Annotated in this window: 26 protein-coding genes; 18 read left to right on the top strand and 8 right to left on the bottom strand. The window is 63.9% G+C overall.

Features of this window, described 5'->3' with window-relative positions:
* Positions 1-24: 24 nt before the first annotated feature.
* The 3 genes from LAN37_11955 (at position 25) to lpxC (ending at position 2,753) form a co-directional block, all read left to right on the top strand.
* Positions 25-801: an SDR family oxidoreductase gene (locus LAN37_11955; protein ID MBZ5647923.1), complete on the top strand. Its 777-nt coding sequence runs from the start codon at positions 25-27 to the stop codon at positions 799-801.
* Positions 802-892: 91 nt separating this feature from the next.
* Positions 893-1,681: a hypothetical protein gene (locus LAN37_11950; protein ID MBZ5647922.1), complete on the top strand. Its 789-nt coding sequence runs from the start codon at positions 893-895 to the stop codon at positions 1,679-1,681.
* Positions 1,682-1,847: 166 nt separating this feature from the next.
* Positions 1,848-2,753, top strand: coding sequence for a UDP-3-O-acyl-N-acetylglucosamine deacetylase (gene lpxC, locus LAN37_11945; protein MBZ5647921.1), 906 nt, complete (start codon positions 1,848-1,850; stop codon positions 2,751-2,753).
* A 72-nt stretch (positions 2,754-2,825) separates the two neighbouring features.
* On the opposite strand, the gene LAN37_11940 is transcribed toward lpxC, so the two are convergent.
* Positions 2,826-3,614 (bottom strand): GGDEF domain-containing protein, encoded by a 789-nt coding sequence (locus tag LAN37_11940; protein ID MBZ5647920.1) that lies wholly within the window; start codon positions 3,612-3,614, stop codon positions 2,826-2,828.
* Positions 3,615-3,744: 130 nt separating this feature from the next.
* Between LAN37_11940 and folK the strand changes: the two genes are divergently transcribed.
* Complete coding sequence (gene folK / locus LAN37_11935) at positions 3,745-4,224, top strand: 2-amino-4-hydroxy-6-hydroxymethyldihydropteridine diphosphokinase (protein ID MBZ5647919.1); 480 nt, start codon at positions 3,745-3,747, stop codon at positions 4,222-4,224.
* Positions 4,225-4,331: 107 nt separating this feature from the next.
* Complete coding sequence (locus tag LAN37_11930) at positions 4,332-6,878, top strand: ComEC/Rec2 family competence protein (protein ID MBZ5647918.1); 2,547 nt, start codon at positions 4,332-4,334, stop codon at positions 6,876-6,878.
* Here LAN37_11930 and LAN37_11925 read toward each other — a convergent pair.
* Positions 6,856-7,149, bottom strand: a complete 294-nt coding sequence (locus LAN37_11925) for a DUF2007 domain-containing protein (GenBank protein MBZ5647917.1) — start codon at positions 7,147-7,149, stop codon at positions 6,856-6,858. The genes LAN37_11930 and LAN37_11925 overlap by 23 nt on opposite strands.
* A 144-nt stretch (positions 7,150-7,293) precedes the next feature.
* Between LAN37_11925 and LAN37_11920 the strand changes: the two genes are divergently transcribed.
* Together LAN37_11920 and LAN37_11915 are read left to right on the top strand one after the other, a co-directional pair.
* The gene (locus LAN37_11920) at positions 7,294-9,540 is read left to right on the top strand and encodes a S9 family peptidase (GenBank protein MBZ5647916.1); all 2,247 of its coding nucleotides are present in this window, start codon (positions 7,294-7,296) and stop codon (positions 9,538-9,540) included.
* The gene (locus LAN37_11915; GenBank protein ID MBZ5647915.1) at positions 9,537-10,433 is read left to right on the top strand and encodes an MBL fold metallo-hydrolase; all 897 of its coding nucleotides are present in this window, start codon (positions 9,537-9,539) and stop codon (positions 10,431-10,433) included. The genes LAN37_11920 and LAN37_11915 overlap by 4 nt, the downstream gene beginning before the upstream one ends.
* 103 nt (positions 10,434-10,536) lie before the next feature.
* Here LAN37_11915 and rpmA read toward each other — a convergent pair whose 3' ends face one another.
* The 5 genes from rpmA to LAN37_11890 form a co-directional block, all read right to left on the bottom strand.
* Complete coding sequence (gene rpmA, locus LAN37_11910; protein MBZ5647914.1) at positions 10,537-10,803, bottom strand: 50S ribosomal protein L27; 267 nt, start codon at positions 10,801-10,803, stop codon at positions 10,537-10,539.
* A gap of 60 nt (positions 10,804-10,863) precedes the next feature.
* Positions 10,864-11,397 carry a 50S ribosomal protein L21 gene (rplU, locus tag LAN37_11905; GenBank protein MBZ5647913.1) on the bottom strand — a complete coding sequence of 178 codons (534 nt, stop codon included), beginning with the start codon at positions 11,395-11,397 and terminating at the stop codon, positions 10,864-10,866.
* 173 nt (positions 11,398-11,570) lie between these two features.
* Positions 11,571-11,930 carry a cupin domain-containing protein gene (locus LAN37_11900; protein ID MBZ5647912.1) on the bottom strand — a complete coding sequence of 120 codons (360 nt, stop codon included), beginning with the start codon at positions 11,928-11,930 and terminating at the stop codon, positions 11,571-11,573.
* Positions 11,931-11,939: 9 nt separating this feature from the next.
* Positions 11,940-12,590 (bottom strand): cyclase family protein, encoded by a 651-nt coding sequence (locus tag LAN37_11895; GenBank protein ID MBZ5647911.1) that lies wholly within the window; start codon positions 12,588-12,590, stop codon positions 11,940-11,942.
* Positions 12,591-12,644: 54 nt separating this feature from the next.
* Positions 12,645-12,905, bottom strand: a complete 261-nt coding sequence (locus LAN37_11890; protein MBZ5647910.1) for a SemiSWEET transporter — start codon at positions 12,903-12,905, stop codon at positions 12,645-12,647.
* 248 nt (positions 12,906-13,153) lie between these two features.
* On the opposite strand from LAN37_11890, the gene gyrB reads away from it, so the two are divergent.
* Both gyrB and LAN37_11880 read left to right on the top strand, forming a co-directional pair.
* On the top strand, positions 13,154-15,787 hold the full coding sequence (gene gyrB / locus LAN37_11885) for a DNA topoisomerase (ATP-hydrolyzing) subunit B (GenBank protein MBZ5647909.1): 2,634 nt from the start codon (positions 13,154-13,156) through the stop codon (positions 15,785-15,787).
* Positions 15,788-15,941: 154 nt separating this feature from the next.
* A complete protein-coding gene (locus tag LAN37_11880) occupies positions 15,942-16,931 on the top strand; it encodes a DUF4349 domain-containing protein (protein MBZ5647908.1) in 990 nt (329 codons plus the stop codon).
* Position 16,932: 1 nt separating this feature from the next.
* Here LAN37_11880 and LAN37_11875 read toward each other — a convergent pair whose 3' ends face one another.
* Complete coding sequence (locus LAN37_11875; GenBank protein MBZ5647907.1) at positions 16,933-18,156, bottom strand: tetratricopeptide repeat protein; 1,224 nt, start codon at positions 18,154-18,156, stop codon at positions 16,933-16,935.
* Positions 18,157-18,396: 240 nt separating this feature from the next.
* Between LAN37_11875 and LAN37_11870 the strand changes: the two genes are divergently transcribed.
* The 9 genes from LAN37_11870 (at position 18,397) to cobO (ending at position 26,437) form a co-directional block, all read left to right on the top strand.
* Entirely contained in the window at positions 18,397-19,941 is a 1,545-nt protein-coding gene (locus tag LAN37_11870) for a hypothetical protein (protein MBZ5647906.1), read from the top strand.
* Positions 19,942-20,041: 100 nt separating this feature from the next.
* Positions 20,042-21,208, top strand: a complete 1,167-nt coding sequence (locus LAN37_11865; protein MBZ5647905.1) for a hypothetical protein — start codon at positions 20,042-20,044, stop codon at positions 21,206-21,208.
* Positions 21,209-21,222: 14 nt separating this feature from the next.
* Positions 21,223-21,969 carry a hypothetical protein gene (locus LAN37_11860; protein MBZ5647904.1) on the top strand — a complete coding sequence of 249 codons (747 nt, stop codon included), beginning with the start codon at positions 21,223-21,225 and terminating at the stop codon, positions 21,967-21,969.
* 72 nt (positions 21,970-22,041) lie between these two features.
* Complete coding sequence (gene obgE, locus LAN37_11855) at positions 22,042-23,178, top strand: GTPase ObgE (protein MBZ5647903.1); 1,137 nt, start codon at positions 22,042-22,044, stop codon at positions 23,176-23,178.
* A 43-nt stretch (positions 23,179-23,221) separates the two neighbouring features.
* Positions 23,222-23,908, top strand: a complete 687-nt coding sequence (gene nadD, locus LAN37_11850) for a nicotinate-nucleotide adenylyltransferase (GenBank protein ID MBZ5647902.1) — start codon at positions 23,222-23,224, stop codon at positions 23,906-23,908.
* Positions 23,909-23,977: 69 nt separating this feature from the next.
* Complete coding sequence (gene rsfS, locus LAN37_11845) at positions 23,978-24,400, top strand: ribosome silencing factor (protein MBZ5647901.1); 423 nt, start codon at positions 23,978-23,980, stop codon at positions 24,398-24,400.
* Positions 24,401-24,408: 8 nt separating this feature from the next.
* Positions 24,409-25,365, top strand: coding sequence for a sigma-54 dependent transcriptional regulator (locus tag LAN37_11840; GenBank protein MBZ5647900.1), 957 nt, complete (start codon positions 24,409-24,411; stop codon positions 25,363-25,365).
* A 91-nt stretch (positions 25,366-25,456) separates the two neighbouring features.
* The gene (locus LAN37_11835; GenBank protein ID MBZ5647899.1) at positions 25,457-25,900 is read left to right on the top strand and encodes a 23S rRNA (pseudouridine(1915)-N(3))-methyltransferase RlmH; all 444 of its coding nucleotides are present in this window, start codon (positions 25,457-25,459) and stop codon (positions 25,898-25,900) included.
* Positions 25,901-26,437, top strand: coding sequence for a cob(I)yrinic acid a,c-diamide adenosyltransferase (cobO, locus tag LAN37_11830; GenBank protein ID MBZ5647898.1), 537 nt, complete (start codon positions 25,901-25,903; stop codon positions 26,435-26,437).
* Positions 26,438-26,483 lie beyond the last annotated feature (46 nt).

The raw sequence follows: 26,483 nt of genomic DNA, 5'->3' as shown, positions 1-26,483 counted from the left end.
CTTCCCATATAATTCCCAATTCGCATGAAGAGTGGAGTCGAACTGTCGCTGAAGGGGAAAGTGGCGCTGATCACCGGCGGGTCGCGGGGGATCGGGGCGGCTTGCGTGCGCATGTTCACGGCGGCGGGCGCGAATGTGGTCTTCAATTATCAGAAGGCCGCCGGTACCGCGCGGAACGTGGTGCGCGAGTGCGGCGAGAAGCGCTGTGCGGCGGTGCAGGCAGACCTGGACACGGCGAAATCCGCCAAATCGCTGATCGAAGCGGCGGCGAAGAAGTTCGGGAGGGTGGACTGCCTGGTGGTGAACCACGGCATCTGGCCGCCGGATGACGTGCCGGTGAACGAGATGACCGATGAGCAGTGGCGGCGGTCCATCGGCATCAACCTGGACAGCGTTTTCGGGCTGGTGAAGCACGCAGTGGGGCAGATGAAACGGCAGGGCGGGGGCGGGCACATCGTGATCGTCAGCTCGACCGCGGGACAGCGCGGAGAGGCGTTCCACTGCGACTACGCAGCGACCAAGGGCGCGGTGATCAGCATGGTGAAGGGACTTTCGACCGAACTGGCGCCCGACAAGATCTACGTGAACTGCGTGGCGCCGGGCTGGGTAGACACGGAAATGGCGGCTCCGGCGCTGAACGACCCCCGAATGCGGGAACGGGCGCTGCGGACCATCCCGCTGGGGCGCGTGGGCAAGCCGGAGGAGATCGCGGCGCCGATCCTGTTCCTGTGCACCGAGCACGCCGGGTTCATCACGGGGGAGATCTTCAACGTGAACGGCGGAGCGGTCCTGATCGGTTGATCGGATCATTGCGATTTTCGATTTGTGATCGAGCAGCGGCAAAGGCGTATTGAGCTTCTAACCTGAGTAACCGATGAGATCGAAAATCCTTTTGGCAATCGTTCTGCTGGTTTTGTGTGAAGCTGCGGGGGCACAGGGTGTGCCTGCGCAGACGCCGATCCCGGAAGACGCCGGGGCGAAGAAGGCGCGCGCCATCCTGAACCAGATGATCCAGGCCATGGGCGGCGAGGCTTTCCTTACCTACACCGACATGACCCAGCAGGGCCGGAGCGCCGCCTTCTATCATGGCAACCCCTCCGGCACGAGCGTGCGCTACTGGCTGTTCTGGAAGTGGCCGGACATGGAACGCGTCGAATTCACCAAGCAGCGCGACGTGATCTACATCCACAACGGCGACAAAGGATACGAGACTACCTACAAGGGCACCCGGGCGGAAGATCCGGAAGACTTGAGGACGTACCTGCGCAACCATCAGTACTCGCTGCAGGTCGTGTTGCGCCGCTGGCTGAAGGATCCGGGAACGCTGATGTTCTACGACGGCACGGGCATCGCGGACCAGAAGCAGGTGGATAAGGTCACCATAATGAACGCAAAGAACCAGTCTGTGACCTTCTCGATCGATTCCTTCAGCCACCTGCTGGTGCGCAAGAGCTACCAGTGGCGGGAAACGGACACGAAGTACATCAATGAAGAAGCCGAGAGCTACGGGAACTACCACGTGGTGCAGGGCATCCAGACGCCGCGCAGCCTGGTTACCAGCCACAATGGCGACGTGACGCGGCAGAGGTTCATCGACAGCACCTCGTATAACGTCGGCGTGCCGGATTCGCAGTTTGAAGCGACAGTGACCTACGATCCGCTGCAAAAGAAAAGTCGCTGAGCGCCAGCAAACGCCGGGCTAGGATGCCCGGCCCAGGTTCATTCAACCCCACAATCTGTGGCAAATCAGCCACAGCCACAGAGCCCTCCAATCGCGCCACGAACTGTGGCAAATCTGCCACATACGGCTTTGATGCATTGGCGGTAATCTATTCATCAAACAAGCCTTGAGCTTCGAACAGACAATCCGTAAGGCAGTGGAATGTCAAGGTGTAGGGCTGCACAGCGGAGCCCCTGTGCGCCTGCAAATCCTGCCCGCGCCAGCGGGAACTGGAGTGGTATTCCGGCGGGTGGACCTGGACGGTTTCGAGGTGGAGGCCACGGGGCGAAACGTCGCCAAGGTCAGCTATGCCACCAGCCTGATGAAGAAGGGCGTGCTGATCTCCACCACCGAGCACCTGCTGGCGGCCCTGATCGGGGTGGGAGTGGACAACGCCATCGTGGAGCTGGACAACCTGGAACTTCCCATCCTGGACGGCAGCGCAAAGCCATTCGTGGACATGGTGCTGGGCGCCGGGCTGAGAAAACAGCGACGCAAGCGCACCTACCTGAGCATCCGCAAAGAGATCGAGCTGCGCGAGGGCGACAAGTTCATCGCCGTGTATCCGCACGGCGGGTACTCGGTGTCGTACCACATCGACTTCCCGCACCCCCTGATCGGAAACGAAACCTTCGAGATCGAGCTGAACAACGGCGCGTTCCAGCAGGAGATCGCGCCGGCGCGAACCTTCGGATTCCTGCACGAGGCCGATGCGATGCGCAACATGGGACTGATCCGCGGGGCGTCGGAACAGAATGCGATCGTGCTGACACGGGAGGGCATCACCAACCCGCCGCTGCGCTATCGCGACGAATTCGTGCGCCACAAGGTGCAGGACCTGATCGGGGACCTGGCGCTCTTGGGCCGGCAGATCCGCGGACGCGTGGTCGCCGACCGCGCCGGACATGCCATGCACACCGCGCTGGTCAGCCGGCTGCTGCGCGACCACTCGCTATGGGAGGAAACCACGGCCGACGAAGCGCCGGAAGCGGCGCCCGCCTACCTCTCGTCCCCGGCCGGGCCCCCGGCGTAATCCCCTTCCGCAAGAATCCTGGGCTGTCATCGGGATGAGGCGGCGAATCTGGAGTCCGACGAAGAGGAAGAACTAGGACTTCTTGTCCTCGAGCATCCTGCGGTCGGCTTCGTCGAGAACGTCTTCGATCTTCTTGCCCTTCTCGTACTTCGCCACCCCCCAGCTCAAACCCATCTTGTAGTCCAGGGTGGTGTTGGCGGCATTCCAGGCGGCCACGTTGGCGACGAGGCGCTGGAGCGATCTCTCGGCTTCGTGCTCGCGAGGGCTCTCCAGGATGATCAGGAACTCGTCGCCGCCATAGCGGACGATGGTGTCGGAGCCGCGGAAGGTGGTGCGCAGGACATTGGCGACCTCGTTGAGCAACCGGTCGCCCATGAGGTGGCCGAAGCGCGTGTTCACGGCTTTGAAGTCGTCCACGTCGATCATGACCAGGGTGAGAATCGTGCCCAGGCGGTCGGCGCGCTGGATGTCCTTGGAGATGACCTCGTCGAGATAGCGGCGATTAAAGGTCTTGGTGAGCGGGTCGGTGAGGGTGAGCTGCTCGACCGCGCGGGTGTACATGAGCTGGTGGACCAGTTCTTCGCGCGTGCGGCGCAGCAGCAGCCGCTGCTTCAGCAGGTAGATATTGAAAAGGATGACGAGCGTGATCAGGCCGTACAGGAGCTGGGGCAGATAGCGCGCGTCGGCCCGGATGATGCGGTTGTTCCACAGGACGTTGGGGAACAGCAGCATGGCGAGGCCGGCCGCCAACACGATGACCACCAGCACCACGATGGACCAAAGCTGGAAATCGCGGTCCTCCAGGGTCTGGACGCGCTTCTGCACATCCGTGACGAAGAGCGCGTCATCGGGTTTCGTCAATCGCGGGCTGCTCATGGCCTAAGGCGGAATATAGTCCAGCGGGGAAACGGCAACAATGGGGGTACTCCCGATAGTAATCGGGTGAGGGGACTGCCGAGGCCGATCGGAAAATGCGTAGAATCATGCGCACGTGAAAAAGACGGTTTACTTGTCGCTGGGGTCGAATGTAGGCGATTGCAAGGCGAACCTGGATGCGGCCATCGAGAAGCTGGGCACGCTGGGGACTGTGGCCGCCGTGTCCTCCTACTACGAAACCGAGCCGGTCGAGAGGAAGCAACAACCGTGGTTCCTGAACTGCGCGGTGAAGCTGGAGACTGAACTGATGCCGCGGCAACTTCTGGGTCGATTGCTCGACATCGAGCAAGCAATGGGACGCAAGCGGGTGCAGACAAAAGGGCCGCGGAGCATCGACATCGACATCCTGCTGTTCGGCTCGTCGGTGGTGGAGGCCAAGGGGCTCACCATCCCGCATCCGGACCTGCACGAGCGCCGGTTCGTGCTGGAACCACTGGCGGAGATCGCACCCGAGGCGAGGCATCCCGTGTTCAAGCGGACGGTGCGGGAGATGCGAGACGCGCTGCCGGCGGGAGACGTTGTCAGAAGGCTCTAGCCACAGAGGGCGCGGAGGGCAACCGAGGAAGTCACCGCACGTGTTGTCCTGCGTCACAGCGGGGCTGCCGATGGAAGCCATAGGATCAAGAGTTTCGCGGAGGGCGTGTGTCTCTACGCAGCCGGGAACCGGTGCTATGGGTGGCGCTGGCGTTCGCCGGAGGGATCATTGCGGGCACGCGGGCGTGGAGGCCGGAGACGTGGTGGTGGGTGGGCTTCGCGGCGGCGTGCGGCGCATCGGCATATTTCCTGAGAAAACGTGAATGGCCGGCGGCCGCGCTGGCGGCGATGGCGGTGGTGTGTCTGGGAGCGCTCGAGGCGCAGGTCGCCACTCCGGCGAGGAGCGTGCCCGACCTCTCGCGCTGGTGCGATGGACGAGAGGTCACAATCACCGGCCACGTAGTGCGCGACGGCGTGGAACGTCCGCCCAAATTCGGCAAGGAACGGCAGGCGGTCGAGATCGAGACCGAGGAACTCGCCGGCGGGGGCGCTCCGGAACCCATCACTGCCGGGCTGCGGATCACATTCTACGGAGAGGACAGCGGCCCGCCCCTGCTTTACGGCGAGCGGCTGCGCTTCCCGGCGAAGCTGCGCGTGCCGGCGAATTATCAGGATCCCGGGGCGTGGGATGCGCGAGGCTATCTGCTGAGCCAAGGCATCGTCGCGATGGCAACGGCGAAGGCCGACACGGTGGAGCGGCTGGAGGGCTTCGGCGGCTCGCGGCTGGAGGATTGGCGCAACCGTGCGCGGCGCTCGCTGATGGCCCGCACGGTCCAGCTCTGGGGAGCGAAGGATGCGCCGGTGCTTTACGCCATGCTGATCGGCCAGCAGTCCTACATCGATCGCGACACGCGCGTGGATTTCCAGCGGACCGGGACGTACCACATCCTCGTGGTATCGGGGATGAACGTCGGCATCCTGGCGGTGGTGGTGTTCTGGATCCTGCGCCGGCTGAGGGCGTCCGAGGCCGTGACCACTGTGGCCGCGGCACTGGCGACGGGGACATATGCGCTGCTGACCGATGCCGGCCCGCCGATCCTGCGGGCGACGCTGATGCTGTGGCTTTACCTGGGGGCGCGGCTGCTGTATCGCGAACGGGCTCCGCTGAACGCCGTCGGAGCGGCCGCGCTTGGGCTGCTGGCGCTGGATCCCAAGGCGCTTTTCGACGCCAGCTTCCAGCTCACTTTCCTGTCCGTGCTGGCCATTGGCGGGATCGGCGTGCCGCTGCTGGAGCGCACTTCGGAGCCGTATCGCAAGGCGCTGCGCTACCTGGATTCGATCAGCTACGACATGACGCTGTCCCCGCGGCTGGCACAATTCCGCGTCGACCTCCGGATGGTCGCCGAGCGGCTGGGAGAACTGCTGGGAAGACGTCTGGGTCGGGGGCTGCTGCTGGGAGCGGTGCGCGCTACGGTCGCAGCCTTCGAGTTGCTGGTCATCGCGGCGCTGATGCAGGCGGCGCTGGCGCTGCCCATGGCAGTGTATTTCCATCGTGCGGCCATCCTGGCGCTTCCCGCGAACAGCGTGGTGGTTCCGCTGGCCACGCTGCTGATGCCGGTGGCGATCGTGGCCGTGCTGCTCAGCTACGTGGGGCTGGGCGTGGCGAAGGTCGCGATCGGAGCGACGGCGGTCGTCCTGCACGCCATCACCACGGTGGTGCGGCTGCTGGGCGGGTGGTCGGTGGCGGACGTGCGGATCGCGACGCCGTCGCTGGCGGCCGCGGTGGGGGGAGGCATCGCCTTCGCGCTGTGCATGGTGCTGGTGCGGCAGAAGCGCGGAATGGCGGTCACGGGAGTCGCGCTGCTGGTGGCGTCGGCAGCGTGGATCACACTGGTGCCGCCGCGCGAGCAGGTGCGGCCGGGCGTGCTGGAGATCACGACGCTGGACGTCGGACAAGGCGATTCGCACTTCGTGGTCACGCCGCAGGGCCGGAAGCTGCTGCTGGATGCGGGAGGTTCGCCGGGCAGCGACGCGCGCAGCAGCTTCGACGTGGGTGAGGACGTGGTCTCGCCCTACCTGTGGTCGCGGGGCATCACGCGGCTGGATGCGGTGGCGCTGACACATGCGCACACCGACCACATGGGCGGGCTGCCGTCCGTGATCGCCAACTTCGGGCCGCGCGAGCTCTGGATCGGCTCGCAGCCACAGGTCAAAGAGATGCAGGAACTGCTGAAGATCGCGAAAGCCGCCGGCGTCCGGGTGGTGTGGCGCCGGGCGGGCGAGCGCTTCGAGTTCGGGGGAGCGACGTTCGAGGTGCTCTCGCCGCCGCAGGACTGGGACGCAAGCGAGAAGGCGCGCAACGATGACTCGCTGGTCCTGCGCGTGGAGTATGGGGCCACGGCAGCGCTGCTGGAAGGCGACGCGGAGAAGCGCATGGAGCGGGGCGTGGCGGCATTACACCCGCGCGCCGACCTGCTAAAGGTGGCGCACCATGGCAGCGCCACGTCCACCCAGCCGGAGCTTCTGGCCGCGGTGCAGCCGCGCTACGCGGTGATCTCCGTGGGAGGCCGCAACCCGTTCGGCTATCCCAAAGTGGAGGTGCTGGAACGGCTGCACGGCGCGGGCGTGCGCACGTACCGCACGGACATGGTGGGAGCGGTGACCTTCTACCTGGATGGGAAGTCAGTCGAGCCTATGCTGCCGAATCGTCGTTGAGGCCGCCCTCGTCTTCATCCGTCGGCGCATTATCGCGGTAGTCCTCGATGAGGCTGCGCGCCTCCTCGGCGCGTTCGGGACTGACGCGGACGATCACGCCCCCGACGCCGGGCAGGATGTCTTGCGGAGCGTCGATAGCGGTGATGATGGCCTCGATCCCGGCCGACTCCAGCAGCCCGCGGACCACCATGGCTTCGGACTCTTCCTTGGTACCGAACACTTCCACGAGCTCATCGTGCGACTGGCTGCGATCGTCGGTTTCGGCGCTCATCGGGGCCTCCCCGTGCTTTGATGCCCATATGCTAGTACCGGCGAAAGAGAAAAGCGAATTGCGCGGTGGAACCGGCGTCGCTGGCGACTGATGACTGGCGGCTGGTATGCTTTCCCGTTTGCCTCTCTACCGGAGGTCGTGTTGGTGAAGCGCCTTTTTGTATGTGTAATCCTTCTGGCCTGCGCCGCGGCCGCGCAACAACCGCCGGCGGCCGCTCCCGGGACGCAGGAACTTACCATCGAAAATATCTTCGCCGAGGGCGGGGTGACGGGCCGCGCACCGGAGTCGGTGCAGTGGAGCCCGGACGGCGCCAAAGTCTCATTCGTGCAGCGCGACGATGCGGGCGCGCGCGGCGACCTGTGGTACGTGGACCTGGCGAGCGGCCGGAGGGCGGTTCTGGTGCCGGCGAAAAAAATGGCAACGCTGAAGGCTCCCACCAAGGCCAGCGAAGAACAGAAAGAACGGCGGGAGCGGTATTCGGTCGAGGGATACCAGTGGGCGCCCGACTCCAAGCATCTGCTGTTCGATGCCGATGGCTTCCTGTGGGCGTATTCGCTGGATAGCGGAACGGCGGTGCAGATCACGCAGGCGGCCGAGCCGGCGAGCGACCCGAAGTTCTCGCCTGACGGCAAGCTGATCTCCTACGTGCGCAAGCACAACCTGTACGTACAAAACGTCGTGGGGGGAGCCCCGCGCGCGCTTACCAAGGACACCGACGAGAACCTGCTCAACGGCGAAGTGGACTGGGTGTACGAGGAAGAGCTGGAGGTCCGCAGCAACTATTTCTGGTCGCCGGACGGGAAGGAGATCCTCTTCCTGCAAATGGACGAGACGCAGGTTCCGACCTACCCGATCGTGGACTGGATCGCGCTGCCCACCAAGACCGAGATGCAGAAGTATCCCAAGCCGGGCGATCCGAACCCGGTGGTGCGGGTAGGCGTGGTGAAAGTGGCCGGCGGCAGCGTGCGCTGGGCGCCGCTGCCCATCCCCAAGGAGTGGGGCAAGGATTATTACATCCCGCGCTTCGGGTGGGTGAAGGACAGGATCGTGTGGGCGCAGGTGCTCAACCGCGCGCAGAACGAATTGCACATCTACTTCATCGACCTGGCCAGTGGCAAGACGCAGCTCATGCTCAAGGAGACCAGCGAGGATTGGGTGGAAGTCAGCGACGATTTCCGTATCCTGAAGAGCGGAAGCCGCTTCCTGTGGTCGAACTGGCGCGACGGTTTCACGCACCTGTACTTGTACAGCTTTGACAAGGGAAACCCGCTGCTGACACCGGCGCGGCTGGAACGGCAGCTCACGAAGGGTGAGTTCGAGACCTTCGGGGTCAAGGGTGTGGACGAGGCGAACGCCCAGGTGTATCTCATCGCCAACGCCAACGACCTGCGACAGCGGCAGCTCTACCGGGTGAAGCTGGACGGCACGGAGCCGATGCAGCGCGTGTCCCAGCCGGACGGCACGCACACGGCGAACTTCGACGAGACGGCGCGGCACTACGTGGATACGTATTCGAACCAGATGTTCCCGGCGGTGACCAACCTGTGCACCGTCGGCGCATCGTGCACGCCCATCTGGGAGCCGAGGAGCGTGGCGGGCTACCACCTGCTGGCGCCGAAGTTTGTCGAGTTCAGGGCCGAGGACGGCACTGCGCTGTACGCTACGCTGCTGATTCCGCCGAACGCGGCGGGCAAGGTGCCTCTGATCCTGAGCCCCTACGGCGGGCCGGGAGCGCAAGCGGTCCGCGACGCTTGGAATAGCACTGACATTCTGTTCGGGAATGTGCTGGCGCAACACGGATTTGCCACCCTGATCGTAGACAACCGCGGAACCAAGGGACGAGGGCGCAAGTTCACGGCGGTGCTGAAACGCAACCTCGGCGAGATGGAGGTCAGGGACCAGATGGCAGCGCTGGAGCAGGCACTGGCGCAATACCCACAGCTCGACCGGGAGCGGGTGGGATTCTGGGGATGGAGTTACGGCGGCACCATGACGCTGTGGGCGCTGACCCGCACCACGGCATTCAAGGCCGGCGTGGCGGTCGCTCCCGTCACCGACTGGCGGCTCTACGACAGCATCTATACCGAACGCTACATGGGGTTGCCCAAGGACAACGAGGAAGGCTACAAGAAGAGTGCGGCGGCAAGCACAGCGGCGGGACTGCACGGTGCGCTGCTCGAGGTCCACGGGACGGGCGACGACAACGTGCACGTGCAGAACACCATGCAGATGGTGCAGGCCTTCATCGACGCAGGAAAGCAGTTCGAGCTGATGCTCTATCCCAGGAAGACGCACGGCATCAGCGGGCCGGTGGCGCGCGACCACGTCTTCCATCGAATCCTTGACCACTTCGACAAAAACCTGAAGGGGGCGCAGGCAGGAACGCAATGAGTACCGATGCAATCAGCACGGCGCCGGATGTCACATTCCAGGGGCCGCGGAAGATGTCGCTGGGCGATTTCGAACTGGAGATGTTCTCGGACGGTACCTACTGGCTGGACGGCGGGGCATTCTTTGGCTACATCCCGAAGGCCCTGTGGGAGCGGAAGGTACAGGCCGACAGCAAGAACCGGGTCACCACAGGTCTGAACTCGGTGCTGATCCGCACGGGCAAGCACACCATCCTGGTCGAGACCGGGATCGGGCCCAAACTGGACGAGAAGACGCAGCGCATCTACGGCCCCCAGGCGCGGCTGGTGGAGAATCTGAAGACCGGCGGCGTCGATCCCGAGGAGATCGACATCGTCATCAACACCCACCTGCACTTCGACCACTGCGGCTGGAACACGCACTACAAGGGTGGCAAGGTGGTGCCGACCTTCCCGCGCGCCACGTACTACGCGCCGCTGGGGGAAGTGGAGCACGGCCACAAGCAACTGGAACGCGACCGGGTCAGCTACCTCAGCCCCAACTACGATCCGCTGGTGGAGAGCGGGCAGATGAAGCTGCTGGCAGGGGATTCGCCCATCGTGCCGGGGGTGGAGACCAAGGTGTTCCGCGGGCACACGGCGCACATGCAGGCGGTGATCATCACTAGCGGCGGCAAGAAGGCGTGCTACGTCAGCGACCTGATCCCCACCACGTCGCACCTCGACCTGACCTGGGGGATGGGATACGACCTGTTCCCGCTGGACGTGATCGAGAGCAAAAAGAAGTTTTACAGCGAATCCGTGCCGCAGGGATGGTTGGTCATCTTTACCCACGACGCGCTGATCCCGTGGTGCTACGTGGAAGCGGGTGCGGCGCACGGGAAGTACGTGATGAAACCAGTCGGCGGTCGTTAGCCGGCGGTCGTCAGCAAGAACAAGCCTCGCCGGAAGGCGAGGCTTTTGTTGTACTCAGGGATTCTCAGGGTCGGCGCCGTCGCTCAGGATGACACCGGCGAGGTCACGCCTTCGCCGGTGCGGGCTCGATCATGACGAACTTGCCGCTGGAGCCTTTGTCCACGAACTTGATGACGCCGGTGACCTTGGCGAAGAGGGTGTCGTCCTTGCCGCGGCCGACGTTGAGTCCCGGCTTGATGCGTGTGCCGCGCTGACGCACGATGATGCTGCCACCGGGGACGAGCTGTCCGCCGAACGCCTTGACGCCCAGCCGCTGAGCATTCGAATCGCGGCCGTTGCGTGAGCTGCCTAAACCTTTTTTGTGTGCCATACCAGATCCTTCACTTCGTTCAGGATGACGGCTGCGGGCTCAGACGCCCGCAAACCGCCGTCACTTCTTCTTGCCCTTGCCCGGCTTCTTGGCCGCCGGCTTCTTGTGCGCGGCGGCTTTGTGCGGCGCCGCGTGCTTCGCAGGAGCCGCTTTCTTGGCGTGCGCTGCCTTCTTCTCGGCCTTGTGCTCGGGAGCGGCGGCCCCGACCTCGCGGGGCTCGTGCGTCTCGGGCTTGGCCTTCTTTTCCTTCTTCGGCTTGACCGGCTCTTCGGGAGCGGTGAACTTCTGGCCGTCGAAGGCGATCTCGGTGATGCGGACCGCGGTGAAGGGCTGGCGGTGTCCGGCGAGCTTCTTGTACTGCTTCTTGCGCTTGAAATGGAAGACCAGGACCTTGTCGCCGCGCCCCTCCTCGATCACGCGTCCAATCACCTGCGCGCCGCTCTGCGGGCGCGAGATCTGTCCATCGGAGGGGCTGACGGCAAGGATGTCGCTGAAAACCACCTGGCCGCCGTCGGCGGGCGTCCGTTCCACCCGGATCACGTCGCCGGGTGCGACCCGATATTGCTTCCCGCCGGAGCGGATGACCGCGTACATAAGGATTCCTCCGTGCTAGCTAAGAACCAGTGCTGACTGTAGGGATTGGTGCTACAGGCAAACCCAATGATTTTAGCGTGCGCGGCGGGAATGGGTCAAATGTGAGCGGGCAGGAGGCAGGAAGCAGGAGGCCGGCGGCGGGCGCCCTGCCCTCGCACCTGCATCATGCAGCCTCAGATCCTATCTAGCGCCTCGAGTGTCCGCTCATTGCGCACGTTGCCGGTGTTCAGGGTGGTGCGCGGCTCGATCAGCAGGACGTGGCATTCCTGGTCGGCGACGGGCATGTGCTCGACCCCACGCGGCACGATGAAGAATTCGCCCTCGCGGATGGTGACGTCCCCGTCGCGCAGGCACATGCGGAAGCTGCCCTTCACCACCATGAACAGCTCGTCCTCGTTGTTGTGGTGATGCCAGACGAACGGCCCCTGGAACTTCACCAGCTTGACGTAGCAATCGTTGACCTCGCCCACGATTTTGGGTGACCACTGCTCGGAGAACCGCGATAGCTTTTCTTTCAGATTGACGACGTCCATAACCTCACCTCAATCGCACACCGCGAATGCGCGAACAGGAAATGAAGTGCCGCCGCGGATTGCTGGCGGCACGGCGGAAAATCGGAAGCCCCGGCCTGCCAGGGCACCCAGGTTGGTCAGGTGCTCGACGATGGGGGTGCCTGCGGCGAGCAGCCGCGTGTGCGCCGGGCGCGCGGGATCCTGCATGTTGTCGATGTTGGCGCAGTCGATGCCGACCAGCGCGGCGCCGGCCTTGATCAGGGCGTCGCAAGCGTCACCGGTCAGGTACGGGCCGCTGCGGAAGTAGTCGCCTCCCCAGCGCCGCGACCATCCCGTGTAGAGCAGCACGGCGCGTCCCCGCAGGTCGAAGCTGCGGAATGTTTCCGGCCCAATGGGACCGTCTTCGTGAGCTCCGATCAGAACCCCGGGAAGGTCGGCCAGCTTGTCCAGCGAAACGCCCGCCAGGTCGGCTCCGTTCGGATGACGGTGAAACGGGGCGTCCACGTAGGTGCCGGTGTTGCCGCCAAAGTCGTAGGCGGCGATCTGGAAGCTCACACCGGGAGCGTAGTGGGCGTGGCGCGCAGCGTCGCCGTGGGCGAGAAAAGTGCGGAACCTCGGTTCGGGCAGGCCGGGATACGCCGGCATGCCGGGTTCGATGACGTGGCTGAGGTCGATAATCATGAAATCTGCCTTTCAAGATGCGATCGCACCGGTGATGTTTCAGAAGATTACGAGTCAGGTGGCGTGATAACGGGTTTTCATGACGATGATCGCGACCAGCAGTGCGAGCGTGACTGCGTTGGCGCTGATGATCGGCGCCGAGCGCAGAAACAATCCGTAGGCAAGCCAAAGTACGACGCCGCTGGTGAGGGCCAGAAGCATGCCTCCGGAAAGATCGTTGCAGCGCTTGGTGCGATAGCTCTTGACGACCTGGGGCACGAAAGAAACGGTGGTCAGCGCGCCGGCGACAAAGCCGATGAAGGTCACATGCGACATGTCTTTTTGTACCATTGCAAGCCGCTGAAAACACGCCGCTTTTAGCTGCCTCTTGCGGCGAAAAAACAGGGCTTGCTGTGTTACAATAAACATTGCTCGAGCGCCTCCTAAGTGACTTTAAATTCAACAATTTGAGGTTTCTCCGAGCCGGGTGAAAAATCACCCGGTGAGCGCTCGAATTTTGTCTGGATGGCGGATTTCTGGAGAGCCGGGTGAGGGCTCTCCGCTCGACATCGACGGGAGTCCAATTGGCGACGAAAGAATCGGTTGTGGCGACGGCCAAAGAGCAAACCAAACCGAAGAAGAACGGCGTCGCGAACGGCGCCACTAACGGCGAGAGCGATTACACCGCCGAGTCCATCAAGGTGCTGGGCGGTATGGAGGCGGTGCGCAAACGCCCCGCCATGTACATCGGTTCGACCGGCGAGATGGGCTTGCACCATCTGGTGTACGAAGTGGTGGACAACTCGGTGGACGAGGCGCTGGCCGGCTTCGCCGATAAGGTGGACGCCACCATTCACATCGACAACTCCATCACGGTGATCGACAACGGGCGCGGCATCCCCGTGGACGACATGGACGTGGATGGTGAAACACTTCCCGCAGCGCAGGTCGTCATGACCATGCTGCACGCCGGCGGCAAGTTCGATTCTTCTACATACAAAGTTTCCGGAGGACTGCACGGCGTGGGTGTGTCGTGCGTCAACGCCCTGAGCGAGGAACTCGACCTGGAGATCTGGCGCGACGGCTCCACCTGGGAGCAGTCGTACTCCAAGGGCGAGCCGACATCAAAACTGAAGAAGACGGGCAGCGCAGCGCGCAAGCGCGGCACCAAGGTGTGGTTCAAGCCTGATACGACCATCTTCACCACCACCGACTACAACTTCGACACGCTGGCGCAGCGCCTCCGCGAACTGGCCTTCCTCAACAAGGGCCTGACCATCACGCTCACCGACGAGCGCCAGACTGACCCCAAAACCGGCGAGGCCAAGAAGGTCGAGTTCAAGTACAACGGCGGCATCGCGGAGTTCATCAAGCACCTGAACCGCGGCAAGAGCGTGCTGCACGACAAGCCGATCTACATGGAAGCCGAACGCAGCGGCGTGACCATGGAGATCGCGCTGCAATACAACGACGGCTACTCGGAGACGGTGTTCGCCTTCGCCAACAACATCAACACGGTGGACGGCGGCACGCACCTGTCGGGTTTCCGCACCGCGCTGACCCGCACCATCAATTACGCCGGCCAGCAACTCGGGCTGTTCAAAGACGTGAAGGAGAGCCTGACGGGCGACGACGTCCGCGAAGGCCTGGTGGCGGTCATCTCCGTCAAGCTGTCGCAGCCGCAGTTCGAAGGCCAGACCAAGGGCAAGCTGAATTCCGACATCGCGGGCGTGGTGCAGGCGTTCTTGAACGAGCGCCTGGGGGCGTACTTCGAGCAGAACCCGCCGGTGGCGCGCAAGATCATCAACAAGGCGATCGAGGCGGCGCGCGCGCGTGAAGCGGCGCGCAAGGCCCGCGATCTCACGCGCCGCAAGGGCGCGCTGGACGGCGGCGGCCTGCCGGGCAAACTGGCCGACTGCTCGGAGCGCGATCCGCAGCGCTGCGAGCTGTTCCTGGTGGAGGGCGAGTCGGCCGGCGGGACGGCCAAGCAGGGCCGCGACCGTCGCTTCCAGGCCATCCTGCCGCTCAAGGGCAAGATCCTGAACGTGGAGAAGGCCCGCTACGACAAGATGCTCGGGCACGAGGAGATCCGCGCCATGATCACGGCGCTGGGCGCCGGCATCGGCAAGGAAGACTTCGATCCGGCCAAGCTGCGCTACGCCAAGATCATCCTGATGACCGACGCCGACGTGGACGGCTCGCACATCCGCACTCTGCTGCTCACGTTCTTCTTCCGCCACATGACGGAGCTGATCAAGCGCGGCAACGTGTTCATCGCGCAGCCGCCGCTGTACTCCATCAAGAAGGGCAAGTCGCAGCAGTACATCAAGGACGACCGCGAGTTCGTGAAGGTGATGGTGAAGCGCGCAGCCGAGGGCATGATCGTGCGCTACGGCGAGGGCGCCGCCAAGATGGAAGGCGCGCAGCTCGCGAAGTTCATGACCACGCTGAACGAGTACCTCGGCTTCTTCGACAAAGTGGATAAGCACGTCCGCAACGAGAAGATCACCGAGGTGCTGCCCCGCGCCGACCTGACCAAGCGCGTGGATTTCGAGGGCGAGAAAAAGACGCCGCCCAAGAAGCTGTCCGCGCTGGAGAAGCAGTTCAAGGGCATCGCCAAGGATCAGGGCATCAAGTCCTACGAGCTGAAGTACGACGACGAGCACAACCTGTGGGAGCTGCACTTCGTGGACTCTCAGGGCGCCGAGCGCGTGGTGAACTGGGAACTGGCAACCACGCCCGAATTCCGCCAGATGATGTCGAAGTACGCTGGGATCAAGGAATATCTGCAGCCGCCGTTCGTCGTCCAGGCGGTCTCGAAGAACGGAAGCGCCCAGGGCGAAGAAGCGAGCGACGCGGAGAAGGCGGACCGCGAAAAAGCGGGAAGCAAATCGCCGAAGGGCGACGCGGTTTCGAAGAAGAAGACGGCCGCAACGGAAGAGGTCGAGAAGCAGACCGCGCGCGAGCTGTTCGAGTACGTCCTGAACGAGGGCCGCAAGGACTATACCGTCCAGCGCTATAAGGGCCTTGGCGAAATGTCGAGCGGGCAGCTATGGGAGACCACCATGGACCCGGAGCGGCGCACGCTGCTCTCGGTCAAGCTCGAGGATATCGCCGAGACCGAGAACATCTTCAGCACGCTGATGGGCGAGGACGTCGAGGCGCGGCGGAAATTCATCGAGGAAAACGCGCTGGACGTGAAGAACCTGGACATCTAAAAAGTTCTCGGTTCTCAGAGGCACGGACAAAAATCCGTGCCTTTTCGTTTCGTGCGCTGCGGACACCAACTGGACGCCGGAAGTTCCGCAATCCACGAAGAAATACTCGGAACTGCTGGAGCCGCCCTGTTGTCTTACCGAGCAGGAGGGCGCCATGAAAGGCGTATGGCAGTGGTTCAGGGAGAAAGCGCGGACTGGTGCAGGTCCAGTGTTCGTGATGTCGGTCATCGTCTACATCGCATTGACCGCCATGGATTCCTACGATCGACAAAGGGAGTACGAGCCCCCGCGCGCTACCGGCCTCGGGGCGGTGGGACGGGGGCCTGTTTTGCTGTGGCAACAGGCAAGCGTGGGCGGAAACCTGGCTGAATCGATCTCCGGCGGGTCTCGAATGCAGGCGTACAGTTTAGTGCAAAAGGGCGCCCGCGGGGCTGACGAGCGGCAGGTCGTGCGCACCGGGACGATGAGTGTCATCAGCAGCAAGCCGCAAGAGGCTGTGGAGCAGATCGGTCGGCTAGCGACCTCCGTTGCGGGATACGCGGCAAACGTGCAGATCGGCCACGAGGACAAGGCAGAGACGGCGAGCATCACTTTGCGGGTTCCGGCGGTTCGCTTCGACGAGACACGCTCGCAGATCCGGAGGATCGTGCAACGCGTCGAGGCCGAGACCGCGAGCGTGAATGATGTCACGAGTGAATACGTAGATCTGCAGGCGTCGCTCAAGAATTACCGGGCCGAGGAAGCGCAGTACACGGACATCATGCGCCGAACCGGGGCAGTGAAAGATGTCATCGCCGTGGCGGAAAAACTGGCCGAAGTGCGCGGGAAGATCGAGAAGACCGAGGCCCAATACCGGCTGATGACGCACCAGGTCGCAATGGCATCCCTTACGGTCGCGCTGCGTTCCGAAGCCGAGGCGCAAGTCCTCGGCGTGCAATGGAGACCAGGTTACGAGTTGCGCCGGGCCTTCCGCGACGGACTGCAAAGCCTGGCGAACTATGCGGACGCTGTCATGGCAGTCGCGCTGAAGTTACCCGCGATCGTACTGTGGCTCACGACGGCGTTCCTGCTGATCAAGCTCGGCTGGATGTGGCTACAGTGGTGGTGGCGCGTCCTGCGGCCCAAACCGAGGGAGGCGATGTAATTCAGCGCTCCAAGGCTTTCTTCGCCGCCTTCGCCTCATCAGAACCGGGATACGAGGCCGCGAGCTGCTCGTAGCGGGGGCGGGCCTGGTCCATGCGGTTGGTGCGGGCCAGCAGATCGGCGGCGGCGAGGTCGCAGCGCGGGATGTAACGGTCCTGGTCCTTCAGCTTGGCTCCTTCGTCATAGCGCGCCAGCGCCAGGTCGGTCTCACCCAGCCTTTCATGCGCCTGCCCTGAGAGATACAGCGCCTTCGCTACCCAGAAGCGCTTCCAAGCCGAGTTCGGCGGACCGGCATGGTATTTCTCGAGAAGCACGTCGTAGGTGGAGGCAGCGCAGCGGAAGTCCTCCAGCCGGGTGCAGACCGCGCCCAGCTCCTGCGCCGAGAGGAAGCCGCGCGGGAAACGGCGCACCAGCTCTTCCAGGACGCGCCGGGCGTCGGCCCAGCGCTCCTCGCGCTGGTACAGTACGGCGAGCACGGTGCGCGCGTCGTCACGGGCGTAGTTGCCCTTTTGCGCCACCAGTTCGATCTCCCTCAGCCCCTGCTCGCGGTTGCCGTGCGCCCCGGCCAGCGCCGCCAGCACCTTGATGATCCAGGGCAGCGAACCGACCACGTAATCCTGCACCCCCACGATCATGTTGGCGTCCACGAAGGCCGGGTCGAGCTTGAGCAACGCCTTGTGCTGCTTGTTAGCGGCCTTGGCTTCGCCCAGGGCGGCGGAGTACGAGCGCTTCACGGCAAACAGGTAGGTGCCCCGGGTGCCGTGGGTGACACCGCTCCAGTACAGCGCCTCCTTGTCGTTCGCATCCTTCTGGACGCGCTCGTCGGCGAGCGATTGCGCCTTGTCGAGCACGTCGAAGAGCTGTTTCTGGAACTCGTCTGTGACCGGCGTGGTCGTGGGATTGAATGCCTCGCCTTTCTTGCCGTAGAGGTGTGACTCCAGCAGGCCGCGCTGGAACATTTCGCGGTACAGAATGACCGTGCCCAGGAGATTCAAGCCGTGCAGATCGTCGGGGTGCTCTTTCAGGAAGCCGTCAAGCAGAACCTGCGCCGGGTCGTACTCCAGGTTGCGCAAGTGGTCCACGGCCACCGCGACCGGATCCTGGGCCGGAGCCTGGTGCGGAGCCGTATGCTTGCGGGGCGCTGCGACGGCAACTGTGGGTAGCAGCAAGACTGCCAGGAGAACGGGAGCAGATGCGCGCCGTAAGCGATGGACCAGGTGTTTCATGGCGGCGAGTTTCCGACCCTCTCCTGCGGCAATCAATGCACCCGCACTCATTTGCCCGTCAATCATCAACCTCTTGCCCGTGAATCGTTTACGCGGATGTCTCGCTCGCGTCCACGGTCGGCGACATGCCCTGGTTACCTCCGTCATCGTAAGAATCTTCCCGGCCCGGTGCAAGGCGGCGGCGCATCTGCGTTCTCCCTCCAGAGCGAACAGAGCTCCCCCGAAACGAGGGAAACGGACATGAGACGCAAACTTACGATCACTGTCACCGCGCTGCTGGCGTTGTGCGTGCTGTGCGCCGGGTTCCTGCTGGCCGTGCCGCGGCAGCAGGACGACGACGGCTGGAGCGATCCTGCCATCACCATCTACAACCAGAACTTTGCCGTCATCCGGCAGCCGCTGTCGCTGGAGCTCAAGACCGGCATCAACGAAGTCCACTTCACCGAGACCACCGCGTTCCTGGAGCCGGACTCGGTCATGCTGCGCGACCCGCTGGGGCGCCGCCAGTTGCAGGTCCTGGAGCAGAACTTCCGCAATGACCCGGTCACGCCGGAGCTGCTGCTCTCCAAGTACGAAGGCAAGACCATCGAGTTCCAGGTCTCGCATAACGGCGGCAAGACGGAGATCGTGAAGGGCAAGATCATCCGCAGCGGCTACGTGCCGCGCTACATTGGGCCGCAATACGGCTACGGATACCAGCAGCAATACGCGCAGGCCGGGTCGCAGCCCATCATCGAGATCGACGGACACCTGCAATTCGGGCTGCCGGGACTGCCGCTGTTTCCTTCGCTGGGCGATGACACCATCCTGAAGCCGACATTGCACTGGCTGATGGCCACCGACAAGCCAGGGCACCTCGACGCCGAGTTGTCCTATGTCTCCAGCGGCATGCGCTGGGAGGCCGACTACAACGTGGTGGCGCCCGAGTCGGGCGAAGTGCTCGACATCATCGGCTGGGTCACTATCGACAATACCAGCGGTAAGCAGTTCGACCACGCGCGCGTCCGCCTGATGGCCGGCGACGTCAACAAGATCATGCCCGGAGGGGTTCTGAACGGGCGCATGGCCCAGGAAGTGGCGATGAAGGCCGCCGACGCGATGGCGCCGCCGGTCACCGAGCGCTCATTCGACGAGTACCACCTGTACACGCTGCAACGGGCCGTCACCCTGCGCGACCACGAGACCAAGCAGGTGGAATTCGTCCGCGCCACCGGCGTCGATTCCAAGAAGCTGTACGTGTACGACGGCGCGCATATCGAATGGAACCGCTACAGCGGCTGGTCGTTCGAGAACATCCGGAACGACCCCAGCTACGGCACGCAATCCAACCCGAAGATCTGGGTCATGCAGGAATTCAAGAACAGCGCCGCCAATCACATGGGCATCGCGCTGCCCCGCGGACGCATGCGTTTCTACCGCCGCGACGAAGACGGACGCCTGCAATTCACCGGCGAGAACTACATCGACCACACGCCCAAAGACGAGACCATCCGCCTCTACACCGGCAATTCGTTCGACCTGGTGGGCGAGCGCAAGCGCACTGACTACCGCGTGGACACTAACCGCCGGACCTTCGACGAGTCGTTCGAGATCACGGTGCGCAACCACAAGAAAGAGCGGGCCGAGGTCCGCGTGGTCGAGCATCTGTACCGCTGCCCCAACTGGGAGATCACCAGCAAGACGCACTCGTTCCGCAAGCTCGACTCCAACCAGGTCGAGTTCCCGGTCACCGTGCCAGCAGACGGCGAAGTGACGGTGCGGTACAGCGTCCATTACACCTGGTGAGAGATCGATTGGGTGATTGGGGAATCGGGCAATTGTGTAATTGCCGACGCTGGCGCACAATTACCCGATTTCTCAATTTCCCGTTTACCCAATCTCTTTCATGCGCTCCGAGCCCTACTTCTACATGTTCGGGCTTCCCATGGGGCCGCCGCAATTCGCGGCGGCCTTCTTGCTCCTGTGTTTCCTCGGACAATGCGCGTGGCTGGCATACACCACCCCGGCGGCGGCGCGCTCGGAGATCGCGCCAAGAGCTGGATCCATCCCGGACATTCCCCGGGATCCGCTGGTCCGGCTCGCGGTGGAAGTCCCCATCGGGGTGGGCCATCTGATCGGGTTGCCGTGGAGGGATCTGCTGTGGCTGGCACGGCTGCCGTTCATCACCCTGGGAGTGCTGTTGGGAGCCTCGATCTGGTACGTGGCACGCCGGCTGTACGGAAACATCGGCGGCATGGGCGCTCTGGTCCTCTACTGCTTCTCGCCGATGCCCTTCGTGGTTACGCAAGTCGGTCCCATCCCCATCGCGGCGCTGGGGATGTTCGGTGTGGTCTTCATCTCGATAGCGGTCTCGCACACACTCTACGCGCCTCCGCGGGGCGGCTTCGGGGGCGAGATCCGGCACCGCTGGCGACGCGTGACCACCCTTGGGTTCGCCATCGCCCTGATGGTGGGCGCGGCGCCCGAACTGAGCTTCATGGTGCTGGTGGCTCTGGGGATGATGTTCTACCTCGTCCCGCACCGGCGGCGGGAGGCGCTGGGGCTGATGGTGGCGGCGCTGGCGATCGCCGCGCCGATCCTGCTGTTGCTGGCCGGCCCGCGATGGTTCGCGCAGGCCGGGTTCTCACCGCTGGCCGGCTGGTCCGCTCCCCGCTACGTGGTGCACACCAGCGTGGCGAGCACCTCCATCGTGCTGACCGTCATCGCTGCGAGCGCAGCCGCGGTGTACCTTTCCTCCCGCAGGTCGCGCTATTTCGGCAACTCCGCTCCCCTGCTGGCAACCGCACTGACGCTGGTGCTAGGTCTTCCCTCGCTGGGGCACGCTTACCTGGGTGCCTTTCCCGCGTGGTCGCTGCCGCTGCTGTTCGTGTTCGTCGGCGGCATCTTCGCGGACCTGGCGGAGACGCCCTGGCGCCGGGCCGCACTCCTGGTCTTCGTCGTGCTGGCCTCCAGCCTTGCCACCCTGGAACTTCTTGCCGTCGGCCAGCATCAATGGACGAGCGGCGGGAGAGAACTTTCCCCGCCGGCCGGGGTTAGAAGGATTAGGATATAAGCAGGAGCAGGCATATGAAGCGGGCCGGAATCATTGCTGTCGTCCTGTTCGCGGCCGCCGCCATGGGCCAGGTCCGCGGTGTACCCGCGTCCGTCACCTCGCAGACATCCAAGGGCTATACTCCCGGGGTCCCAGCCAGCGTGACCTCACTCGGACCCAATGGGTGGCAAGGGAGATCGCAATTCGGCACACCTCCGGCGCTTCCTCCCACCACGTTCTATTGTTTCGGGGGCGGCATGGTCTGCGCGCCGGGGACCGGACCTTCCGGCAGCGGCGGAAGGCGCCATCATCACCAAGGCAGTGGCTATGGTTATGGCGGCTACGGCTACGTCCCGTATTACTACCCGGCGTATCCGACGTACCCGATGAATTACACGGACACCGCTGCACCCGGATACGTGCAGATGGAGCCCTCGCCCGCCGAGGACGCCGATCCTCCTGCACCGACCATCTTCGAGCGCCGGGCGACTACCCGGCCGTACGCGCGCGACGAACAGCGCTATGACCAGGATTACCGGCCTCCGAGCGCCGACCCCCGGGCAAAGTCGGCCCCCATCAGCGTCGGAGAAGTGGAAACAACCACGCTGGTCTACCGCAACGGTCGGGAATTCGACATCCACAACTACGCCATCGTGGGTCACACGCTCTTCAATCTCGACGGCACCGGCCCATTCAGGATCCAATTGGCGGAACTTGACGTCCCGGCCACAACAAAACTTAATAGCGATCGGGGAGTGGATTTCAAGATTCCGGCAAACTAACCGATTCCAGGAAAAGCGCGAACGGCGCGGCAACAGCCGCGCCGTTCTGGTTTTTGTGCTCAAATAGATCGAATGTTCATTGACGAGGCGAAGATCCGGGTCAAGGCCGGCAACGGCGGCAACGGCTGCATGGCCTTCCGCCGAGAGAAGTTCGTCCCTCGCGGTGGGCCGTCGGGCGGCGACGGAGGCCGCGGCGGCGACGTGGTCATGGAATCCAGCGAGCGCCACAACACCCTGGTCCATTTCCGCTTCAATCCCGAGCATAAGGCGGAGCGCGGACGCCACGGAGAGGGCTCCAACCGCACTGGGCGCGACGGCGAGTCGGTGGTCTTGAAAGTCCCAGTGGGGACCATCCTCTACGACGACAGCACGGGCGAGAAGGTCCACGACTTCAAAGGGCCGGACGAGCGGGTGGTGATCGCGCGCGGGGGTCGGGGCGGCCGCGGCAACCAGCACTTCGCCACCTCCACCCACCAGGCGCCGCGAGAGCACGAACCGGGACGTCCGGGCGAGGAGCGCACCTATCGCCTGGAGCTGAAGCTGCTCGCCGACGTGGGACTGGTGGGATATCCAAACGTCGGCAAGAGCACTCTGATCTCGCGCATCTCCGCGGCGCGGCCCAAGATCGCCGATTATCCTTTCACTACGCTGGAGCCGAACCTGGGCGTGGTGTCGATGGGCAAGCCGGCCGACCCGAACGCCTTCAGCTTCGTCGTCGCCGACATTCCCGGCCTCATCGAAGGCGCGCACCGCGGCGCGGGGCTGGGCACGCAGTTCCTGCGGCACATCGAGCGCACGCGCCTGCTGGTGCACCTGGTGGACGTCTCGGATTCGACCGGCCGCCCCGACCCGGTGCAGGATTTCGACACCATCATGAACGAGCTGGAGAGCTTCGGTGCGGAGCTGGAGAAGAAGCCGATGATCGTGGCTGCGTCCAAGATGGATATTGCGAACAAAGAAAAGCTCAGCAAGCTGAAGCGCTACTGCACGCGCAAGAAGCTGAAGCTCTATGAGGTCTCAGCCGTGACCGGCAAGGGCATCGACGCCCTCAAGTACGGCATGGGAGAGCGGGTGGAAAAGCTGCGCGAGCGCCAACCGCGCGCAGCGGACGAGGAAGCTGCCGGCCGGGTCGAGGATTACGCGCTGGTGCACGCCGACCCGTCCAGCTCCACGCGCAAACGCCGCTCCCGCAACGCGCCAGCAGGCTGACTCTGTGTTTCTCTGTGTCCTCTGTGGTTAGAATTGGGTCCAGATGAACGTAGGGCTATTTGGCGGCACATTCGATCCCATCCATCGCGGGCACCTGGCCGTGGCCCGGGCGGCCGCGAAAAAATTTCATCTCAAGAGGGTTTACTTCGTGCCCTCGAGCGTGCCGCCGCACCGCCAAGGGCGCCCGCTCGCGTCGTATCACCACCGCTTCGCCATGGTCACGCTGGCGACCCAGGGAGACAAAGGTTTCATCCCGTCCTCGCTGGAAGCTCCGAACGGGCCCGGCTTCAGCTACTCCATCGACACGGTGCGCGCCCTGAGGCGCGGACTGGGCAGGCGCGACCGGCTGCATTTCATCATCGGCATCGACGCCTTCATGGACATTGGCAAGTGGCACAAGGCGGAATCGCTGCTGCGCGAGGTGGACTTCATCGTCGCCAGCCGCCCGGGATACTCGCTGGCCGACGTCGCCAGAGCGCTACCCGAGGCCATCCGCCCGCCGGAAAGCGTGATCAGGGCGATCCAAGAGACGAAGCCCGCCGGGACGCTGGCACTGGGCCAGACCGCCATACACCTGTTGCCCGACGTGAGAGTCCCGGTGTCAGCGACACAGATCCGAACGGCCGCAGCGCGGGGCAGGGCTTTGGGAAAGTTCGTGGACGCCGCGGTTGCCGAGTACATACAGAAAACGCATCTCTACAAATCGCGTCATGGAGCCAGCGGGCCATAAGGGGCACAAGAAGCTCTAGCCGTCTCCCCGGAGTTTCGTATACTGAGTACCGAGTACCGAGTACTGCCTTTGAGAAAATCCGACCTTAAGCAACAGGTTTCCGCGGCCATCGCGGCCGCTGAGTCCAAGAAGGCGACCGACGTCAGCGTCCTCGAACTGGACAAAGCGTCTTCCGGTTTCACCGACTATTTTGTGATTTGCAGCGGCAGCAACCCGCGCCAGATCCAGGCCATCTCCGATGAAGTGGAGGAGAGACTCAAGAAGGCGGGTCTCCGCGCGACCCACGTCGAGGGATATCGCCAGGCCGATTGGGTCCTGCTCGACTACGTAGACTTCGTGGTCCACATCTTCTCCGAGAAGGCACGGCATTATTACGACCTGGAGCGGCTGTGGAAGTCCGCGAAACCGTTGCACCCCGCGCACTTGACCGAGAAAGAGAGACCCCGCAGGACGCCGCGACAGCCGTCGCGGGGCCGCACGCGGGCGAAATAGGAACCCAGATGCCGCCAGCCGGCCAAGGCGCCGCCAAGCAAGGCATCCTGTCGGTCTGGGTCGCCGCCGATCCGAAATCCATCGAACTCCTCGAGAAAGCGCAGAAGGTCGCCGGGGCCGCCTCCACCGTCCTCATCCGCGGCGAGAGCGGCACCGGCAAGGACCTGCTGGCCTCCGTCATCCATTACCTGGGGCCGAACGCGGACGAGCCGCTGGTTCACATCGATTGCGCCAGCCTGCCGCACGAGCTGGTGGAGAGCGAGCTGTTCGGCTACGAGCGCGGCGCATTCACCGGCGCCACGCAGATGAAGCGCGGCCGCCTGGAACTGGCTGGCGCCGGCACCATCGTGCTCGACGAGGTCGGCGCGCTATCCATGCCAATCCAGGCGAAGCTGCTGCGCGTGATCGAAGAAAAGCAATTTCAGCGCCTGGGGGGAAACCGCAATATTAGCGTGGAGGCGCGCATCATCGCGCTGACCAACATCGACCTGGAGCGCGCGGTCGCCAGCCGCACTTTTCGGGAAGATCTCTTCTACCGCCTGAATGTGATCCCCCTCATCATCCCGCCGCTGCGGGAGCGACCGGCGGACATCCGCCCTCTGGCCGCACATCTGCTCGCGCAGCTCGGCGAAGTCCATCGCAAACCGCACATGACCTTCGCGCACGCCGCGATGGCCGCGCTTGAGAACTACCGCTTTCCCGGCAACGTTCGCGAGCTGCGCAACCTGATCGAGCGCGCCGTGATCTACAGCGCCGCGCCCGAGATCATGCCCGAGGACCTGCCGGTGCACGTGCGCGAGGCCGCCGGCCCGACGGTACGGAAAATGTCGCTGGAAGACCTGGAGCGCGCCTACATCGCCGAGGTGCTCGACTACACCCGCGGCAAGAAGACCAAGGCCGCCCAGATCCTCGGCATTAGCCGCAAGACGCTCCTGGAGAAGCGCAAGCGCTACGGGCTGGACTGATCGGGTCATCGGGTGATCGCGTCTGCGCTTGCCGCACTTCGATGACCGGCCCCCTGTGTATCTCTGTGTCCGCTGTGGTTAAATCATTCACGTGAAACTTCGCGTCGTGTGGGCGGGTAGGACGAAAGAGCCCGCCATCCAATCCCTGACAAACGAATACCTCAAGCGCCTGGCGCGTTACGGCACGGTGGAGTCGCAGGAGTATGCCGACGAAGAGGCGCTGCTGAAGTCGATCGAGAAGGCCGGCGGCCGCACACGTCCGACCTTCGTCATGCTCGACCAGAGCGGGCGGCAGTTCACCTCGGAAGAGTTCGCTGAGCTGCTGCGCGACCAGCAGGACCGCGGCACGCAGACGCTGATCTTCGCCGTGGGCCCCGCGGACGGCTTCAGCGACAACTCGCGGCACGCCGCCGACCTTGTCCTCTCCTTCGGCAAGATGACGCTGGCGCACGAGCTGGCCCGCGTCGTCCTGCTGGAGCAGCTGTACCGAGGATTTACAATCCTGAAGGGACATCCGTACCACAGTGGCCACTGAATGACTGACGCTCGTCGCGGTCTCATCATCGTGAACACCGGCCCGGGCAAGGGCAAGACCACCGCCGCCATGGGCACGGCGCTGCGCGCCGTCGGCAACGGCATGAAGGTGCTGATGCTGCAGTTCCTGAAAGGCTCGTGGCACTACGGCGAGCTGGACGCGGTGAAGGCCTTCGGCGACAACTTCGTCATGAAGCAGATGGGCCGCGGATTCGTGAAGGTGGGCGGTGCGGAGACCGACCCCGAGGACGTGCGCATGGTCGAAGAGGCCTGGAGCGAGGCGCGCGCGGCCATCCTGTCGGGAACATGGGACCTCGTGGTCCTGGACGAGATCAACTACGCCATCAGCTACAAGATGCTCGACCCGGAGAAGGTCGTGGAGACGCTCAAGCAGAAACCCGACTCCGTGCACGTCATCTTGACGGGACGCAACGCGCACCCCAGCATCGTCGAGATCGCCGATACCGTCACGGAAATGCGCCAGGTCAAGCACGCCTACGAAAAGGGCGTGATGGCGCAGCGTGGGATCGAGTACTGAGTCGCGGCACAGGGTACAATTGCCCCTTCTCCTATCTGGCCGCAGT

The sequence above is a fragment of the Terriglobia bacterium genome, assembly GCA_020073495.1.
GTDB lineage: Bacteria > Acidobacteriota > Terriglobia > Terriglobales > Acidobacteriaceae > JAIQFD01.
This window is presented reverse-complemented; position numbering and strand designations above follow the sequence as displayed.